Raw genomic sequence first — 19,061 nt, forward strand, 5'->3', positions numbered from 1 at the left:
AAAATCCATATTTTTAAACATGCAAGCACCCATCATCCGCCATGCCAATGCTGCCGATTTACCGGCTATACTGGATATTTATAACCACGCCATTATTAACACCACCGCGGTTTACCAGGAAGATCTACATACCCTGCCCATGCGCGAGTTGTGGTTTGCTGATAAATTAAAGGTGGGCCACCCTGTATTTGTTGCCGAAGCGGATGATAGGGTAATTGGCTTTAGCACTTATGGCCCTTTCCGCAACTGGCCGGGTTACCGTTTTGCGGTAGAACATTCGGTATATGTGCATGTGGGCGAAAGGGGCAGGGGTGTGGGCAAGCTATTGGTTCAGGCGGTAATTACGCATGCGCGTGGTAAAGGCATGCATGTATTGATTGCAGGTGTAGATAGCGCTGCTGAAGGCAGTTTGAGGCTGCACCAATCTTTAGGATTTATTGAAGTAGCGCATTTTAAACAGGTAGGGTTTAAGTTTAACCGTTGGCTCGACCTGAAGTTTTTACAGTTGTTACTGACGTAAAAGACTTTTTAAAAATATTTTTTAAAAAAGATGCGATTACAAACAGAAAATTCTTTTAATTTTGAGTGGTTATTTTAATAGGGGTATTGAATAACTATCACCGAAACCGGGCTGCAAAGCCCGGTTTTATTTTTTTAAGCTATTTCGTCGTAACCCTGGGTATGCAGGTACTCGGTAGTGATCAGCATAAACAGGCGGTCATCGTCGATAGATTCGTCAAAGCTTTCCAGTAACAATTGTTCAATCTCCGTCAGTTTTAAGTGTTTGGCCAGTATGCGCAGCATGCGGAATGCGTTGATATTGATATGCTCTATCAGTTGCATATACAGCATAATGTTCATGTCACCCAGCAATTCCTGGCCTATGCCTTTCTTTTCCAGCGCGAAGGTTTCTTTAAAAATGGCCTTAACAGGAATGCATTCCTCGTTGGATGGGGTAATGTTTAACGTCTGGTATATTTCATTCAAGCGGCCAAGCTGTTTATCCACATCGTCCTGTAACTCTTGCAGGGCTAATTGCAAGGCCTTAAACGATGCCACTTCAATTAAATGATCGAGGTTGTTTTTAATATAAAGCTTGCCGTAGTAAAGCTTGTTTAGGTTGTGGGTAAATAAATGTTTTAAAACCGACGGGTCTGTCACATGTGAAGGTTCAGAAGACATATTAATCAGGGATGAAGTGAATAACAAATATAATCCTTATCAGCATATTTATTTAATCCTGATACGTAAATTAAAAAGCATAAGTTATGTTTTAACGGATATTATAAATTCGAATGGGCATAACCTCATTATTACAATATCTTTGAGGCTTGAAACCAACGGAAAATGAAATATAAGTTAGGCGATTTTGTGCGGTTTGTAGACGAGAACATGGAGGGCTATGTTACCCGGATTATTGGCGATGATATGATAGGCGTTACCGGCGTCGACGACTTTGAGATACCGGTACAGGCCAGCAAGGTTACATCGGTGCATGGGCATGCTAACGGGGATAATAATGCGCAAAGTAACACGGCGACACCCATTATCCCTACCGAATTTAAAGAGAAAGGCGTTTACCTGGCCGTAGTGCCCGATCAAAAAACAGCGGCCGTAGTGCATTTCCATTTGGTGAACGATACATCGTACCAGCTACTGCTTACCTTAACTACCGTGCAAAATCAGCAATATAAAGGTGAATTTGCAGGAGTGGTAATGCCGGCAGGGCAGGCCAAAATATTTTCGGCGCCTTTGGCCGATTTACAGATCTGGCCGGCTTTTAACCTGCAGATACTGTACTATACCACGCAAAATAAAAAGACGGTTGAGCCGCTCATTATTACCGAAAAGTTTAAAGCCAAAGATTTTGCCGGGAGTAAAAAGCAGGTGCCTTTACTTAATCAGCAAGGGTGGTTGATCCGCCTGGATGAAGACGAACTGGTAATAGATGCCGGGAAGCTGAAGGAAAGCTTTTTTAAACCCGCCGAAGAAAAGCAACTGATAGATAAGCCCACTGCCGAGGTTGACCTGCATATTGAAAAATTAAAGGACGATCACCAGTTTTTAAGCAGCGCCACTATCCTGAATATTCAGCTGGATCATTTCAAAAAAGCGCTGGACGCCGCCATCGTACACCAACTGCCCGAGATAACATTTATACATGGCGCGGGCAACGGCATTTTAAAACACGAACTCCATAAATTACTAAGCAAAAATAACCGGATCCAAACCTTTATGGATGCCCGTAAAGAGAAGTTTGGTTACGGCGCTACCAAGGTGATATTGAAGTGAGGAAAGTTGTAAAAAATGTCGGGTTATCAGTCCCGGTGGACTTTAAAGGATTGGACGACAGAGGAGGGGTGTCATTCTAAGCTACCAAATCCCGGTGGGACTTTAAAGGTGATCTGAAGTTAAAAATAATTGTCATTGCGAGCGATAGCATGGCAATCTCGTAGCCGTCTGGGTCTGCATTATGCTTGGCAGTCTGCTCATAGCAGCAGCGGCCTACTACTTTTTCTTGAAAAAAAGTAGCAAAATTCAAGACAGCAAAAATGCTTCCTTTGCCGCACGGGCCTTTGCCCTGCAAACCGGGCAGAACCACAGGGCCGCACCTTGATGCCCCGCTCGCGCACCCACTTACCCTCGCTTCTGCACCAAGCTAATGCCCTTTCCAGCCACACAAGCCACCATTGTTCTGCCCGTTTTCACCCGGAAGCTCTTTTGCTGTCGAAAACTAAAAAGTAAAGCCGTCACGGGTAACCCGTCGAAGGGTGCATGTGTCGGTCTGCCCGCTATGGTTCGACAAGCGCCCCGTGACATCCCGTTCGCAATGGGAACTAATGTGCCGTAAAATTAATAAGCAGTGTCGGCTTTTTCCTTATTCCCAAGCATCCAGACAACCAGTTTAAAGATGGGGTATACCGCAAAGGGGGCAACAAGCACATCAAGCGTATAATGTACATGCTGAACCAGTAAAAGGATACCCACGGCAATTACCGCCAGCAGGCCGATCATTTTATCCGATTTTTTTTCGAGCGTAAGTAAGATCAGCACCAGGGTAGCCGTATGGCCCGAGAAGAACAGATCTTTAGTGATATTAGCATTGCCATAAAATATACCGGTAAGAGGATCTATCAGTTGTATTAGTCCGGCAGGTGGTTCCAGTTTCACTACACTAATGGTAAAAAAGCGGATCAGGATAATGAACGAGTAAGCCCAAACATAGGTGACATACATTTGCGGTTTGCGCGCGGCGCGGTAAAATGCCAGCGCGGCCATGCCCCAGATAATGGCAAATATCCAGCCTGATACATTGTGGGCAGGTATATGGTTTAGTACCCAATCGTTTAATTGCACGCCGCCGCGGCGTTTTTCGATGGTGTTAAAAAAGAAAGGCATTATAGCTAATAATATAGCCACAAATACAGAGCCGCTGATGAGCTGGAACCGGGATGTAGATGAATTCCAGATCATTTTCCAGCTTTCTTTAGGGGATATGGTGTTAGATTTATTCAAAATATTAAGCCTGTAAAGCGGCTGCAAAAATAATGATATGTTTTAAATGTTAAATAAAAATTAAACAATCATTAAGCCAAACTCAAGAAATGATACTGAAATTATAAAACAAAACAAGCCCCGGTATTGCCGGGGCTTGTTTTGTTAGCCAGCTTTATAAGAAAATAAAGCGCGCAGAATTAGTTTTTAGCAAACTCGGTATTAGCGGTCAGTACAACTTCGTCGCTTAAAGCAGCGGTAGGGAAGTTAGCGCCGATACCAAAATCTTTACGTTTAATGGTACCGCTAACTTTAAAGCCTGCAACCGGTTTTTTAGTTTGTTGGCTGGTATAAACACCACGGAAAGTAGCATCTAAAACAACAGATTTAGTTACGCCTTTTAAAGTCAGGTCGCCGGTTACTTTATAGGTTTTGTCGCCTGTTTTTTTGAAAGAGGTACTTTTGAAAGTCATTTTAGGGTATTTGGCAACATCAAAAAAGTCGGGGTTTTTAATGTGTTTATCACGGGCTTCGTTATCAGTACTTACCGAATTTACATCGGCGCTCAGCTCAACAACCGCGTCGCTGAAATCATCTTTAGATGAGGTAATGGTAGCGGTAAAGTTTTTAAAGGTTCCGTCAACATCACTCACCATCATGTGGGTAATAGAGAATCCTAATTTTGAGTGGGCCGAATCTACGGTCCAGGTACCATCGGCAATAGGTTTAAATGCTAATAAAGCTACTGCTGTAAATAGGGTGATTAGTGTTTTTTTCATCGTTTTTGTTTTATTAAATGTTTAAACATGCAAATGTGCTCATTTAAATCATATCGAACAATTGATATATATCAATAAAGTGTAATAATGTGAGATTGTTTTTTTGAGAATATCAATCTGTCATGCTGAACTTGTTTCAGCACCCCACATACAAAGTGGGCAACAGCCAATCTTAAACTTATGATGGGGTGCCGAAATAAATTCAGCATGACTTTGGGGGATGAGCGGATGTAATTACATTTGTCCCTAATGACTAACGTATCTTTTTTACAGGCCAGCGCCATTAGTAAAATATATCCCGGCGTGCAACCGGCAGGCTTAAAACCTACCGACCTCACTATCCACCCCGGTAAAATTACCGCCATTATTGGTGCCAGCGGCAGCGGTAAAACTACCTTGCTGCACATGTTGTTCGGGTTGATCACACCTGATACCGGTGCGGTTTATTTTAAAGGCGAGCGCGTTTGGGGCCCGCACGAAAAGCTGATACCCGGTCATGATGCTATGAAAATGGTGACCCAGCAAACCGATGATATGAACTTGTTTGCCAAGGTATATGATAATATATCGGTACTGCTGCCTAATACCGATATCGAGGCCAAGCACAGCAAAACCGCGCAGGTGATCCGGCAACTGAACATGAAGCGTATAGAAACCAAGCGCGTAGCCGACTTAAGCGGCGGCGAGCGCCAGCGTGTGGCTATTGCGCGCGCGCTGGTAACCCAGCCCCAGGTTTTACTGTTAGACGAGCCCTTTAACCAGGTAGATACCTCGTTCCGCGAAGGCCTGCAGCAGGATATCCGTAAAGTGGTGCGGGAAACCGGACTGACCGTAATCATGGTATCGCATGATCCGGCCGAGGTGCTATCCATGGCTGATGAGTTGATCGTGCTTAAAGATGGCGAGATCCTGGAACACGGCCATCCTAAAGCCTTATATCAAAATCCGCAGCATTTGTATACAGCGCAACTGTTAACCAATTGCAACGTACTAAGCCGTACCGAGGCCGAACTGTGCGGCATTGTAACTGAAAAGGATCATATTGTGATCTATCCAGACTGGGCGACTACTACACCCAGCTATACCCACCAGCACTGGGTCATCAGCCAGGTGCTGTTTAAAGGATTTTATGAAGAATTGGTGATTGCCCGTGATGACCTAAGCATTCGCGTGATGAACGCCCATGCCGATAAATATAAGGAAGGCGATACCGTGCAGTTGAAGGTAAGGAAGTATTTGGAGTATTAGTACACTAACTCCATGTCATTGCGAGGAGCGGCAGGGAGAGGGTGTTGGGGCGACGCGGCAATCTCATAGGCAGGTCCGCGTTGCTTGTCCTATGGGATTGCCATGCTATCGCTCGCAATGACAATTTATGTGTAATGTCATAAATATGACGTAAACAAATCTTTGTATATTACCCAACGGGCCACCTAAATTTGGGTTATGGAAAAAGAAATTCTGGGCGATAAAATTAAAACCCTGCGTAATAGCAAGGGCTACTCGCAGGAGCACTTATCAAGCCTGGCACAAATAAGCCTGCGAACTGTGCAGCGCATAGAGAACGGCGAGACAGAAGCCCGCGGTGATACCTTAAACCGGCTGGCTAAAGCCTTAGAAGTAAGTATTGATGAATTGATAGGGGCTGAAGCGGCTAAAACCAGCGATGGTTATATTGCCCTCATGAATCTCTCGGGCATATGCTGCCTGTTTTTATACTTTCCAATTTTGGGTTTGATATTACCATTGGTATTATGGCTGATAAAAAAAGATCGCGAACCAGCAATTAATGAAAGTGGTAAAAGGATAGTTAATTTTCAACTTACCTACCTCATTGCGTTTTTGCTTTGGCTGGTCATCAGTATATTCTTTATAATGAACTTTGGCAGAGGATTTACGGGCGGTTTGGGCGCACCCGAACTTATTTTAATATGTATTGTATTATTCCCTCTGATTAATGCCTGCTTGGTTATTATTAATACAGCAAGGATATTAATGGGTAAGGAGGTAAAGTATTGGCTTACTTATAGCTTTATCAAATAGCTTAATTTGTCGCATTTTCAAATACTGTAACGGTTGTACCATCACTATCGGTCACCCACCAATCCCTAACCAAATTCAATTCGGTTTTTGCCCGGGTAATGGCAGTATACCACCATTTGCAAAGCTCGGGCGGGTCCATGCCATACATGCTTTTATCCAGGAATAAAAACACATCGGTCCACTCGCCGCCCTGGCCTTTATGGCAGGTTACCGCGTAACCATAGCTGGCGCGAATACAGTTCAGATATTCATCTTCCTTCCAATGCTTTTTATACTCGGCGCTGTTTGATTTGATATCTTTAATATTCATACGGGCATTAAAGTCTATCATCAGCGTTTTTTGCTGCTCGGTATCCAGCCCGCCTTTTTCGTCGTTCAAGGCATCAAGCGATAGCATGGTATCGTACTCAATATCCGATGCAAGGGCTTTTACCCTGATCTTCTGAAAACTCAATTCCATGCGCTTATTGATCGTCCCCAGGCTAACCACTGTCACAAAATCGCCGTTAGTAAGCGGTATTTTGTAATTGTTTTGAGTAACCAGCAATACATCGCCAACTTTTAAAGGAATATGCTGACTGCCATGCAGATCGCGCCGCATGGCTTTATTGATATTTTGTACCAGTTTATTGCTGCGGGCAATAGCCAATGTTTGGTTGGGGCCGGTTTTCCGGTAACGGTCGGAGTATACCCTGAACATACTTTGCAACGAATCGTGCAGTTTTACATTATTTAATCCGGCGGCCGGGAGTTTAATAAAACGGTTGGCGGTGTATTGCCCGCCCATGGTCCGCACAGCGCTGGCCAGTTTCAATACATCATTCCCGGCATCGGTACGCTCAATTTTTTGCAGGGTGAAGGATACGGCTATGCGGTCCTTTTTAGCCAGCCAATCCATATCCAGCGCCGGACTAACCTTTTGACCAACAGGCGGCAACTGGCAGGGATCGCCCACAAAAATAATTTTGTTTTTCCCGGCCACCTCAAACAAGTCGTCCAGCAACACCCCCGAACCAAAGTTGGCAAAGTGATCATCACCGCCGCTTTGCTCGCCCGACATCATCGAGGCTTCATCTACTATGTATAATATCTTATCCTCGTCGGGCACGCGCAATAAAAACTGCATACTCATTTGCCCGCCTTTATCTGTGCCACCATCTTTTGCCGGGGCGTTTTCCAGGCCTTCAACCTTACTAAAGTTATAGATCTCGCTATGCACGGTTTTGGTATCAAAACCTGTTTTGCCGCGCAGGACTGAAGCGGCCCGCCCGGTGGCGGCCAGCATCCTGAAACTCAGCTCCTGCTCTTCCAGCCACTTGCCCAAATGCTGCATCAGGAAGGTTTTGCCAGTACCGGCATATCCCTTCAGCACAAAGGTATTGGCCGATGGATGTTCCAAAAATGACTTAATGGCTTTAAATGCCTGTGCTTGCTCTTTGTTTAAAGTTGGGGTATCTGACATTTATTTTTTCAGTGCGATTGAATATTGCACGAAAAATAGGAAGATGGATTGGGATTAGCAAGGGTTTTGCTAAATAAATTAGTATTTGTATTGGCGCTATTGATTAGTTTGTCATTTCGATAGAGCCCGGGTAGGGATGGGGGGGAGCGAAAGAGAAATCTTATACACGCGATAGGTAAATCGTATAAGATTTCTCCTCACACCAACCCATTACCTCCGCAGGTTCGTTCGAAATGACATGGTGTTTAAAATAGAGACGTCATTGCGAGGTACGAAGCAATCGCACGTCAGCAGAGCGGCTTTGTATAGTTCGCGATTGCTTCGTACCTCGCAATGACATGGTGGTGTAGGTGCCAGTGCACCTACACCAAATACTCAAACAAAGTAGGATCTTCGTTCAATATTTTAATACCAAAGCGGTGCGCTTCCATGCGCTGTAATAAGCCGGCGTAATCATCGGCCGATTTTAGTTCGATACCTACCAGGGCCGGGCCGCTTTCGCGTTCGGTTTTTTTGATAAATTCAAAACGGGTAATATCGTCCGCCGGGCCTAATACGTTGTTCACAAACAGTTTCAGTGCACCCGGGCGCTGCGGGAAGGTGATGATAAAGTAATGCTTCAACCCTTCGTATAGTAAGGATTTCTCCTTGATCTCCTGCATGCGGTCGATATCGTTATTGCCGCCGCTGATGATGCAGACTACCTTTTTACCTTTGATCTGCTCTTTATAAACATCCAGCACGGCAACAGACAGGGCGCCTGCAGGTTCAACCACAATAGCATCCTCGTTATATAGTTTCAGGATGGAGGTACAAACTTTGCCCTCGGGCACCAGCTGCATATCATCCAGTATTTTGCTGCCAATCTCGTAAGTTAACTGGCCAATGCGTTTTACCGCGGCGCCGTCAACAAAACGGTTGATCTTATCTAAAGTTACAGGTTGTCCCTGGCGCATGGCTTCCACCATAGATGGCGCGCCCTCGGGCTCAACACCTAATAATAAAATGTTGGGGTTTTGCTGTTTTAAATAACTACCTGTTCCGGCAGATAAACCACCACCACCGACAGGCATAATTACAGCCTCAACTTCGGGCAGGTCCTCCAATATTTCCATACCTACGGTACCTTGTCCCTCAATCACACGATAATCATCAAAAGGAGGGATAAAGGTCATTTCATGGGCTTCGGTATAGGCCAGGGCTTCGTGCAGGCAATCATCAAAGGTATCGCCGGTTAAAACGATCTGGATGTTGCCGTTGCCAAACATTTCGGTTTGTTTAACCTTTTGCTTGGGGGTAATTTCGGGCATAAAAACCACACCTTTAATCCCCAGTTTTTTGCAGGAATAGGCAAAGCCCTGCGCATGATTGCCCGCGCTGGCGCAAACCACGCCATTAGCCAGCTGATCGGCCCCTAACTGGCTGATCATATTATAGGCGCCACGCAGTTTGTACGAACGCACAATTTGCAGGTCCTCACGTTTCAGGTAGATCTCGCAACCATACCTGTCAGATAAACGCTGGTTAAACTCCAAAGGTGTGTGTTTAACCACCCCCTTCAGGCGGGCATACGCCGCTTCAAAATCGAGCTGGTATTTAGTAGCTGTTTCCATTTACGATTGTTTCACCAAACGATTTGCCATCAGGCTCTGTAAATCGTTATCATCTATATCCAGCTTATTATCGGCCAGGGTTAAAAAGTTTTTATAGGTCTCGTTCAGCTCTTCCTTATCCATTTTAAAACCCAAACGCTCTAAGTGGAATTTCAGCGCATGGCGGCCGCTGCGTGCCGTTAATACAATACTTGCGCTTGGGAAACCTACATCCTCGGGGCGCAGGATCTCATAATTCTCGCGGTTCTTTAAAAAGCCATCCTGGTGGATACCCGAGCTATGCGCGAAGGCATTGCTGCCCACAATAGCTTTGTTGGGCTGTACCGGCATCCGCATTTGCTGGCTTACCATACGGCTCAGCTCGTAAAAGTTTTTGGCGTTGATATTGGTATGTAAGCCCAGTAATTTATGGGTTTTCAAAATCATTACCACTTCTTCGATAGAGGTATTGCCCGCACGTTCGCCAATACCGTTAATGGTGCCCTCAATTTGGCGGGCGCCGTTTTGCAGTCCGGCTATTGAATTAGCCGTAGCCAAACCTAAATCATTATGGCAATGTACCGAGATAATGGCTTTATCGATATTCTTAACGTGTTCTTTCAGGTAGGCAATTTTGCTGCCGTATTGATCGGGCAGGCAATAGCCATTGGTATCGGGGATATTAACTACGGTAGCGCCGGCGGCAATAACCGCTTCAACCATTTTAGCTAAAAATGCTACATCGGCACGACCGGCATCCTCGGCATAAAACTCAATATCTTCAACCGATTTTTTGGCATATTTCACGGCTTCAACGCCACGCTCTAAAATTTCTTCGCGCGTACTGTTAAACTTGTGTTTGATATGCTGATCAGACGAGCCAATGCCGGTGTGGATCCGCGGATGCTTGGCATATTTTAGCGATTCTACCGCCACATCGATATCCATTTTGTTGGCACGGGTAAGGGCGCACACGGTTGGGTTTTTTACGGCTTTTGATATTTCTACCACGCTCATAAAATCTCCCGGACTTGATACCGGGAAACCGGCTTCAATAATATCTACACCCAGCGCTTCCAGTTCGCGGGCTATCTCTATCTTTTCGGGGGTTGTCAACTGGCAGCCCGGCACCTGTTCGCCATCGCGAAGCGTGGTGTCAAATACATAAACGCGGTTGGGGTCGTGTAACATTGTCTTTTTAAATTTGAGATGTTAGATAGGAGATTTGAGACTTTTGCTGTCTCACTCGTGTATCTTACATCGGTTAATTTATCTATTGTTTAGTTTAATTAGTTCAGTTTGTTCTAAGTGAATTGATATCTCAAATCTCATATCTCAATTCTCACATCTGTCGCACCGCGACAAAACGCAATCTTTTATAATCGGCATACCAATCACCGTTTTTGTTATAATCGGGTTCCAGTATGTCAGTAATTTCTTCCAGTATTTGTTTCAGTTCCGTTTCCGGGATATCTTTAAAAAAAGTAGACCCAAACATTTGCAACCATTTAGCCACACCGGCCCGGCCATCCTGCAACAGCGTAGGGCGATCGAAGTGTGCGGTAAACGTTACCCTGAAACCAGCTGCTTCCAGCTTTGTGGCATATTCCGCAGTGGATGGGAAATACCACGGATTGTAAGCTTCGTTAGCGCCGTAGCCGTATTTGTTTAACACGGTTAGGGTAGCGGCCACTATTTGGTCCATGTTGCCCCTGCCGCCCATTTCGGCCACAAAACGGCCGCCGGGTTTCAGGCTTTTGTAAACGTTTTTGGTCAGCGCATCGGCATCCTTTATCCAGTGCAGGGTAGCATTACTGAACACGGCATCAAAGGGCTCATCAAAATGATAGGATGTACCATCGGCCACCACAAATTCTACATCAGGATAAGTAGCCTTAGCTTTCGCGATCATTTCCGGCGATGCATCGGCGCCAATAACTATACCGCCCTGTGCTTTGATCTGACTGGCCAGATAACCCGTACCACAGCCCAGGTCAAGCACACGCTCGCCCGGTTTTACATCCAGCAATTCCAGCACATTCTCGCCGTATTGAAATACGAAAGAATGTTTGTCATCATATAAATCTGCGTTCCATTTCATTTTTTTCGTGATTACACCGATGTTTTTTGATTACACCGATTTATTCATTTGCACATCTGCATATTCGCATATCTGCACATTAACTCCCCCTTTAGGGGGCCGGGGGGTTAAAGGTTTTCGATTACCTTAGCTCCCATAGCCTTAGTACCTAATATCTTGGCCTTATCGGTATTGGCATCGGCAATATCACCGGTGCGGTAACCGTCTTTTAATACTTTATCAATAGCAGCAGTTACTTCCTTAGCTTCGTCTTTCAGGCCGAAGCTGATCTCCAGCATCAGCGCTACGGATAGGATAGAGGCCAGCGGATTAGCTTTGTCCATCCCGGCAATATCATGTGCCGAACCGTGGATAGGCTCGAAGAAACCTGTGCCATCACCAATAGAGGCTGAGGCCAGCATCCCCATCGATCCTGCAATTTGTGATGCTTCGTCGGTCAGGATATCACCGAACAGGTTGGCGGTTAATACCACATCAAACTTTTTAGGGTTCTTCACCAACTGCATGGCGGCGTTATCAATAAACATGTGTTCAGTCTCTACATCAGGATATTGCGGGGCCAGTTCCTGCACTACCTCGCGCCACAGGCGTGATGATTCCAGCACATTAGCCTTATCTACCGAACACAGGCGTTTACTGCGTACACGGGCGGCCTCGTAAGCTTTGCGGGCAATACGCTCTACCTCGTAACGGTGATAGATCATCAGGTCGGATGCGGTATTGCGGTCTTCGCTGCGTTTCTTCTCGCCGAAGTATACGTCGCCGGTCAACTCACGGAAGAACAGGATATCGGTACCCTTTAGTACTTCCGGTTTCAGGCTCGATGCATCCAGCAACTCGTCAAACAGCATAATAGGGCGCAGGTTGGCATACAGGCCCAGTTCCTTGCGGATCTTTAATAAACCCTGCTCAGGGCGCACCTTTGCCGATGGATCGTTATCATATTTAATATGACCGATAGCGCCGAACAAAATGGCATCGCTGGCTTTAGCTTTAGCCAAAGTTTCATCGGGCAGTGGCTCACCTGTAGCTTCAATGCCGGCGTGACCCATCAGGGCCTCGTCATAAGTAAACTCGTGACCGAATTTTTCAGCTATCTTTTCCAGTACGGCTTTACCCCAGGTGGTAACCTCAGGGCCGATACCATCGCCGGGTATTACTAATATGTGTTTTTTAAGTCCCATTTCTATAAGCTTTGTCATTGCGAGGAGCGTAGCGATGTGGCAATCTCGTAGTTAGTTTGCACCCGATGAGATTGCAACGCTATTGTTCGCAATGGCATATGTTATTTATTTAATTCAAATTCCTCAACCAAACCTTTATTGCTCAGGATATAATCAATATCATCGTACCCATTGGTCATGCAGGCTTTTTTGTATGGATTAACTTCAAAGTTTTCCATTTCGCCGGTGGCGGATATTTTGATGAATTGATCTACCAGGTCAATCTCCACCTGCGTGTGCGGGTCGGCTTCTACGGCTGCGAACAGCTTGGTCAAAAACTCATCGCTTACCTGTACGGGCAGCAAGCCATTGTTCAGCGCGTTGCCTTTAAAAATATCGGCGAAGAAGCTGCTTACCACGGCATCAAAGCCATAATCGGCAATGGCCCAGGCAGCATGCTCGCGACTGCTGCCGCAACCAAAGTTTTTGGCCGCCAGTAATATCTTGCCCGAGTATAACGGGTTATTCAAAATGAAATCAGTTTTAGGCTGATCATTCTCGTCAAAGCGCCAATCGCGGAACAGGTTATTACCAAAACCATCACGGGTAGTGGCTTTTAAAAACCTTGCCGGGATAATCTGATCCGTATCGATGTTCTCGATATTAACCGGCACTACGGTGCTTTGGATATGTTTGAAAATTTTAGTACTCATGTGATCAGAATTTTCAGAATTTTAGGATTTTCAGAATCCTTTCACTCTAATTATTATTGATTTTAATATTGTATTTGGGGTTAAATATCAGTTTGTATTGAAGACTTTGACTTCCAAAGTTTATTAACAAGCCTATAGGGAAATCATAAGCAATGGTGTAATTCTTTGCTTGTGCTAAATGCACATCCTCCAAATTAATAATTGCTTTTAGTTCAACCGATAATCTTTTTTCAACAACAAAGTCTGCTCTTCTTGTGCCGACATTTATCCCATTATAAAAAATTGTATGCTCTTGTTCACGAACAAAACTTATACCTGCTTCTGCCAATTCAATTGCTAAACACCTTTGGTAAATTACTTCCTGAAAGCCGTTACCAAGCGTGTTATGCACTTTCATGGCACAACCAATTATTTTGTATGTAAGTTCATCCCGTTCCATCAAGCTTATAATATTCTGTAAATTCTATAGTTCAGCAAATTCTGATTCAGACAGAAATTCTCTAATGTCGGTTACTACACCAGTTATCGCACTCGCCGCAGCAGTTAACGGGCTTGCCAAAAACGTGCGTGAGTTTGGTCCCTGCCTGCCTTCGAAATTGCGGTTTGAGGTGGATACGCAGTATTTACCTGCGGGGATCTTGTCCTCGTTCATGCCTAAGCACGCGCTGCAGCCCGGTTCGCGCAGCGGGAAACCAGCTGCTTCAAATACCTTGTCCAAACCTTCGCGGATGGCTTGTTCCTGTACCTGTTTCGATCCGGGTACTACCCAAACCACCACGTTATCGGCCTTGTGTTTGCCTTTAACAAACTCAGCCACCTGGCGAAGGTCTTCAATACGTGAATTGGTGCAACTGCCTATGAACACATAATCTACCGGCTTTCCCAACAAAGGTTCGGCATCGTGAATGCCCATATAGTTAAGCGCCTTTGTATACGATAATTGCTCTGATTTTTCTACATCGGCTGTAGCCGGAACGTTTTGCGTAACGCCAATGCCCATGCCCGGATTAGTACCGTAGGTGATCATCGGCTCAATATCGGCCGCGTCAAAGTTCAGTACGCTGTCAAATTGCGCGTCGTCGTCACTATATAATGTTTTCCAGTAAGCTACGGCTTTGTCCCACGCTTCGCCCTTAGGGGCAAATTCGCGGCCTTTTACATAGTTAATGGTGGTTTCATCGGGCGCTATTAATCCGCAACGGGCACCCATTTCAATGCTCATGTTACAGATAGTCATGCGGCCTTCCATACTTAACCCGCGGATGGTATCGCCGGCATATTCAACAGCATAGCCGGTACCGCCGGCCGCGGATATTTTAGAGATGATATACAGGATGATATCCTTAGCGCCAACACCTTTTTGTAGTTTGCCATTTACTTCGATCTTCATGCGCTTGGGGCGCGATTGCAGCAAACACTGGGTAGCTAAAACCTGCTCAACCTGCGATGTGCCGATACCGAACGCGATAGCGCCAAATGCACCGTGGGTAGAAGTATGGCTGTCGCCGCATACATAAGTGCCACCGGGACGGGTAATGCCCAGTTCGGGGCCTATTACGTGTACAATGCCCTGGAAAGGGTGGCCTAAGCCGTATAGTTCAATGCCAAATTCCGCGCAATTTTTGGTCAGCATATCTACCTGGTAACGCGAAAGCTCCTCCTTGATGGGCAAGTGCTGGTTCCAGGTAGGCACGTTATGATCGGCCGTTGCTACGGTTTGCTTTGGCCTGAAAACAGGCAATCCACGCTTACGGAGCCCGTCAAATGCCTGCGGACTGGTAACCTCGTGGATAAAGTGTGTATCGATATATAATATGTCCGGGAAACCCTCCGCGCTACTGACGACGTGCGCATCCCAGATCTTATCAAATAATGTTTGTCCCATTTTTTAAGTCTTTAGTTCTAAGTCTCGAGTCTTAAGTCCTTTTTAAGTCTCAAGTCAAAAGTTCTAAGTCTTAAGTGAAAAGTATTAAGTCGGGCCATTGCTGACTTTTGACTTAATACTTTTGACTTTAGACTTGTAAAATTATGCTTCTACAGCCTGGTTCTCCGGGCGTAAACTGCGTACAGTTTTGCCAGCTTGCCACATTTCGCTGTCGCGTAATTCGGCCAATTCAGCATCTAATTTTTCACGGTAATCAGTTTTGCTGTTCGAGTCGATTGAACGCTGTGATTCTACACCGGTTGCAACGCTGTTGTACAGGTCTTCAAATACCGGTTTGGTAGCATCACGGAATTTCTTCCACCAATCTAAAGCGCCACGTTGCGCGGTAGTTGAGCAATTGGCGTACATCCAGTCCATACCGTTTTCAGCAACCAATGGCATTAACGATTGGGTTAATTCTTCAACAGTTTCGTTAAACGCTTCGGATGGCGAGTGGCCTTTGCTGCGTAATACTTCGTACTGGGCGGCGAAAATACCTTGCACACAACCCATCAGCGTACCGCGTTCGCCGGTTAAGTCACTATAAACTTCTTTACGGAAATCAGTTTCGAACAGGTAACCGCTGCCTACAGCAATACCTAAAGCAATTACACGCTCCTGTGCCCTGCCGGTTGCATCCTGGAAGATAGCATAGCTTGAGTTTAAGCCACGGCCTTGCAAAAACATACGGCGTAATGAAGTGCCCGAACCCTTAGGCGCTACCAAAAATACATCCACATCGGCAGGAGGAACGATACCGGTTTGCTCTTTAAAAGTGATACCAAAACCATGAGAAAAATATAAGGCTTTACCCGGAGTTAAGTGTTTTTTAACAGTTGGCCACAATTCAATTTGTGCAGCGTCGCTTAACAGGTAGCAAATAATAGTTCCTTTTGAAAGTGCTTCTTCAATATCAAAAAGGGTTTCGCCCGGAACAAAGCCATCGCTTACCGCTTTATCCCATGATTTTGAGTTTTTACGCTGACCAACAATTACGTTGATGCCATTGTCTTTTTGATTAAGCGCCTGACCAGGCCCCTGAACGCCGTAGCCAATTACCGCTACAACTTCATTTTTTAATACTTCCTGCGCTTTTGATAACGGGAACTCTTCGCGGGTTACTACATTCTCTTCAGTGCCGCCGAAATTTAGTTTTGCCATGATTTTTGTTTTTGTGATTTCACCGATGTTTTGTGATTTCACCGATGATTTTTTTATTGTTTTATGTTGTTATTACTAATTTATTTCTCATTTGCACATCTGCATATTCACGCATTTGCACATTAACTCCCCCTTTAGGGGGCGGGGGCTTTACATCGTAAACACCTTTTGCCCCTGGTTTAAATACTCGTTCTCTATCACATCTTCACCCGGTTCTAAACGCTCAAACTCGCGGAGTTTAGAGTTAAAGCCATCGCTATCTTTAATAATAGCTACCCGGGCGCTGCGCACAAACTCTATCAGTCCGTAAGGCTGCAGAATTTTGATCAGCGCGTCGGTTTCTTCGCGGTGGCCGGTGGTTTCAAATACGGTATAATCTTTACGGATTACTACCGCACGGGCGCCGTTTTCGCGTAGTAAACGTTCCACACTTACCTGCTCGGCAATTACGTCTGTTGATACTTTGTAAAGGGCCAGTTCCTGCCAAATTACATCGGCATTGGTGTGGTAGTATACTTTTAATACTTCCACCTGTTTTTCAATCTGGCGCGATATTTTGCGTACCACCTCTTCCGATTCAGTGATCACGATATTGAAGCGGTGAATTTTATCTATCTCCGACGGAGAAGTGTTCAGGCTGTCGATATTGATCTTACGGCGGGTGAATATGATGGCAATACGGTTCAGCAAACCAATCTGGTTCTCTGTATACACCGTAATGTTAAATTCCTGTTTGATATCTTGTTGATTATCCATTTTGCTTTGTTTTGAACCCCTTTAGGGGCAGGGGCTTTTACTTTAACCTGATCTCGCTTACGCTGCAACCTTGCGGTACCATTGGGAATACATTATTCTCTTTAGTTACCATTACTTCCAGCAGGTACGATCCTTTATGATCCAGCATTTCTTTCAACGCGCTTTGCAGGTCTTCCCGTTCAGATATACACTTGCCGGCAATGCCGTAGCCTTTAGCCACCATCACAAAATCGGGACTTTGAATATCAACGAAAGAGTAACGGCGCTCGTTAAATAACTCCTGCCACTGGCGTACCATACCCAGGAAACGGTTGTTCAGGATCATAATCTTTACATCAATGCCTGATTGCATAATGGTGCCTAATTCCTGCAGTGTCATCTGGAAACCGCCATCGCCAATAACAGCTACTACGGTACGGTCCTGCGCGCCAAATTTAGCGCCTATGGCAGCTGGCAGGGCAAAGCCCATGGTGCCTAAACCACCGCTGGTTACGTTGCTGCGGGTTTTATTAAGTGTAGCGTAGCGGCAGGCCACCATTTGGTGCTGGCCTACGTCGGTCACAATAACCGCATCGCCGTTGGTTAATTTGTTCAATTGGTTAATTACCTCGCCCATGGTCATTTCGCCACTGGTGGGGTTTAATTCCTGGTGAATTACAGCTTCAACTTCTTTTTCAGCGTACTCAGCAAATTTTTGTACCCAGGCCGAATGATCATTCGGTTGGATAAGTGCCGTTAACAGTGGTAAAGTTTCCTTGCAATCGCCCCAAACGGGTACCGTTGATTTTACGTTTTTGTCGATCTCGGCCGGGTCAATATCTAAATGGACAACCTTAGCCTGTTTGGCGTATTTATCTAAGCGGCCGGTTACCCGGTCGTCGAAACGCATCCCGATAGCGATCAGTACATCGCACTCGTTTGTCAATACGTTTGGTCCGTAGTTGCCGTGCATACCCAGCATACCTACGTTTAACGGATGGCCGGTTGGGATAGCGCCGGCACCTAAAACTGTCCAGGCTGCGGGGATGCCGCTTTTCTCAACAAATGCTTTAAACTCCTGCTCTGCGCTACCTAATATCACACCCTGCCCAAACAGGATGAATGGTTTTTTAGCGCTGTTAATCAGTTCAGCAGCTTGTTTAATATATTCAGGGCGAACGATAGGTTTTGGCCTGTAGCTGCGGATATGGTTGCAAGGCGTATAACCTTCAAATTTGAATTTTTGGATCTGCGCATTCTTGGTAATGTCAATCAGCACAGGGCCGGGTCGACCGCTGCGGGCAATGTAAAACGCCTTGGCAATTACTTCGGGTAACTCGTTAGCATCGGTAACCTGGTAGTTCCATTTGGTAACGGGGGTAGTAATGTTAATCACATCCGTTTCCTGGAAAGCATCGGTACCCAATAGGTGCGCAAACACCTGGCCGGTGATACAAACCAAAGGTGTGCTATCAATTTGCGCATCGGCTAAGCCGGTCACCAAATTGGTAGCGCCGGGGCCGCTCGTAGCAAATACCACACCCACTTTGCCCGATGTACGGGCATAGCCCTGGCCGGCGTGGATGCCGCCCTGCTCGTGGCGGACTAATATGTGGTTCAGTTTTTCCTTGTAATCAAACAAGGCATCGTATATGGGCATAATGGCACCACCTGGGTAGCCAAAAATGGTATCCACACCTTCAACAATCAGCGCTTCTAATAAGGCTACCGATCCTGAAACTTCTTCAAATGATTTCACCGATTGTTTTGTGATTTCACCGATTTCTTGTTGTGCTACTTCCATGTTTCTTTATGTTTTGCCCACCGGCCCCTAAAGGGGGAGGGCATTGGTTATCTATTTTGTTAATTTCCTATTCCCCCTTCAGGGGGTAA

At 45.6% G+C, this 19,061-nt stretch carries 18 protein-coding genes; 4 read left to right on the top strand and 14 right to left on the bottom strand.

Annotation, left to right across the window (positions count from 1 at the left end; genetic code table 11):
- Positions 1 to 19 precede the first annotated feature (19 nt).
- Complete coding sequence (locus AC07M6_RS00765) at positions 20 to 520, top strand: GNAT family N-acetyltransferase (protein WP_494886749.1); 501 nt, start codon at positions 20 to 22, stop codon at positions 518 to 520.
- 134 nt (positions 521 to 654) lie between these two features.
- Here AC07M6_RS00765 and AC07M6_RS00770 read toward each other — a convergent pair whose 3' ends face one another.
- Positions 655 to 1,182, bottom strand: coding sequence for a DUF892 family protein (locus tag AC07M6_RS00770; RefSeq protein ID WP_494886751.1), 528 nt, complete (start codon positions 1,180 to 1,182; stop codon positions 655 to 657).
- 165 nt (positions 1,183 to 1,347) lie between these two features.
- Between AC07M6_RS00770 and AC07M6_RS00775 the strand changes: the two genes are divergently transcribed.
- Positions 1,348 to 2,292 carry a Smr/MutS family protein gene (locus AC07M6_RS00775; RefSeq protein WP_494886752.1) on the top strand — a complete coding sequence of 315 codons (945 nt, stop codon included), beginning with the start codon at positions 1,348 to 1,350 and terminating at the stop codon, positions 2,290 to 2,292.
- A 561-nt stretch (positions 2,293 to 2,853) separates the two neighbouring features.
- Here AC07M6_RS00775 and AC07M6_RS00780 read toward each other — a convergent pair.
- A complete protein-coding gene (locus AC07M6_RS00780; protein WP_494886753.1) occupies positions 2,854 to 3,516 on the bottom strand; it encodes a phosphatase PAP2-related protein in 663 nt (220 codons plus the stop codon).
- Between the two features lie 179 nt (positions 3,517 to 3,695).
- Positions 3,696 to 4,274: a YceI family protein gene (locus tag AC07M6_RS00785; protein ID WP_494886755.1), complete on the bottom strand. Its 579-nt coding sequence runs from the start codon at positions 4,272 to 4,274 to the stop codon at positions 3,696 to 3,698.
- A 249-nt stretch (positions 4,275 to 4,523) separates the two neighbouring features.
- Here AC07M6_RS00785 and AC07M6_RS00790 point away from each other — a divergent pair, with 249 nt between their 5' ends.
- Positions 4,524 to 5,522, top strand: a complete 999-nt coding sequence (locus AC07M6_RS00790) for an ABC transporter ATP-binding protein (RefSeq protein ID WP_494886757.1) — start codon at positions 4,524 to 4,526, stop codon at positions 5,520 to 5,522.
- A 198-nt stretch (positions 5,523 to 5,720) separates the two neighbouring features.
- Positions 5,721 to 6,317 carry a magnetosome magnetite crystal formation protein family gene (locus AC07M6_RS00795; RefSeq protein WP_494886758.1) on the top strand — a complete coding sequence of 199 codons (597 nt, stop codon included), beginning with the start codon at positions 5,721 to 5,723 and terminating at the stop codon, positions 6,315 to 6,317.
- Position 6,318: 1 nt separating this feature from the next.
- On the opposite strand, the gene AC07M6_RS00800 is transcribed toward AC07M6_RS00795, so the two are convergent.
- The 11 genes from AC07M6_RS00800 to ilvB form a co-directional block, all read right to left on the bottom strand.
- Positions 6,319 to 7,779, bottom strand: coding sequence for an ATP-dependent DNA helicase (locus AC07M6_RS00800; protein ID WP_494886760.1), 1,461 nt, complete (start codon positions 7,777 to 7,779; stop codon positions 6,319 to 6,321).
- Positions 7,780 to 8,141: 362 nt separating this feature from the next.
- Positions 8,142 to 9,392 (bottom strand): threonine ammonia-lyase IlvA, encoded by a 1,251-nt coding sequence (ilvA, locus tag AC07M6_RS00805; protein ID WP_494886762.1) that lies wholly within the window; start codon positions 9,390 to 9,392, stop codon positions 8,142 to 8,144.
- Positions 9,393 to 10,562, bottom strand: coding sequence for a 2-isopropylmalate synthase (locus AC07M6_RS00810; RefSeq protein ID WP_494886763.1), 1,170 nt, complete (start codon positions 10,560 to 10,562; stop codon positions 9,393 to 9,395).
- 151 nt (positions 10,563 to 10,713) lie between these two features.
- The gene (locus AC07M6_RS00815; protein ID WP_494886765.1) at positions 10,714 to 11,472 is read right to left on the bottom strand and encodes a class I SAM-dependent methyltransferase; all 759 of its coding nucleotides are present in this window, start codon (positions 11,470 to 11,472) and stop codon (positions 10,714 to 10,716) included.
- A 107-nt stretch (positions 11,473 to 11,579) separates the two neighbouring features.
- Positions 11,580 to 12,656, bottom strand: a complete 1,077-nt coding sequence (gene leuB, locus AC07M6_RS00820) for a 3-isopropylmalate dehydrogenase (RefSeq protein ID WP_494886766.1) — start codon at positions 12,654 to 12,656, stop codon at positions 11,580 to 11,582.
- Positions 12,657 to 12,757: 101 nt separating this feature from the next.
- The gene (gene leuD / locus AC07M6_RS00825) at positions 12,758 to 13,348 is read right to left on the bottom strand and encodes a 3-isopropylmalate dehydratase small subunit (protein WP_494886768.1); all 591 of its coding nucleotides are present in this window, start codon (positions 13,346 to 13,348) and stop codon (positions 12,758 to 12,760) included.
- 46 nt (positions 13,349 to 13,394) lie between these two features.
- Positions 13,395 to 13,787 (bottom strand): GxxExxY protein, encoded by a 393-nt coding sequence (locus tag AC07M6_RS00830; protein ID WP_494886770.1) that lies wholly within the window; start codon positions 13,785 to 13,787, stop codon positions 13,395 to 13,397.
- Between the two features lie 24 nt (positions 13,788 to 13,811).
- Positions 13,812 to 15,233 (bottom strand): 3-isopropylmalate dehydratase large subunit, encoded by a 1,422-nt coding sequence (gene leuC, locus AC07M6_RS00835; RefSeq protein WP_494886772.1) that lies wholly within the window; start codon positions 15,231 to 15,233, stop codon positions 13,812 to 13,814.
- A gap of 141 nt (positions 15,234 to 15,374) precedes the next feature.
- Complete coding sequence (gene ilvC / locus AC07M6_RS00840) at positions 15,375 to 16,433, bottom strand: ketol-acid reductoisomerase (protein ID WP_494886774.1); 1,059 nt, start codon at positions 16,431 to 16,433, stop codon at positions 15,375 to 15,377.
- A 150-nt stretch (positions 16,434 to 16,583) separates the two neighbouring features.
- On the bottom strand, positions 16,584 to 17,189 hold the full coding sequence (gene ilvN, locus AC07M6_RS00845; RefSeq protein WP_494886775.1) for an acetolactate synthase small subunit: 606 nt from the start codon (positions 17,187 to 17,189) through the stop codon (positions 16,584 to 16,586).
- 37 nt (positions 17,190 to 17,226) lie between these two features.
- Positions 17,227 to 18,972, bottom strand: a complete 1,746-nt coding sequence (gene ilvB / locus AC07M6_RS00850; RefSeq protein ID WP_494886776.1) for a biosynthetic-type acetolactate synthase large subunit — start codon at positions 18,970 to 18,972, stop codon at positions 17,227 to 17,229.
- Positions 18,973 to 19,061 lie beyond the last annotated feature (89 nt).

This window comes from Mucilaginibacter sp. GW821-FHT07H05 (assembly GCF_059418485.1).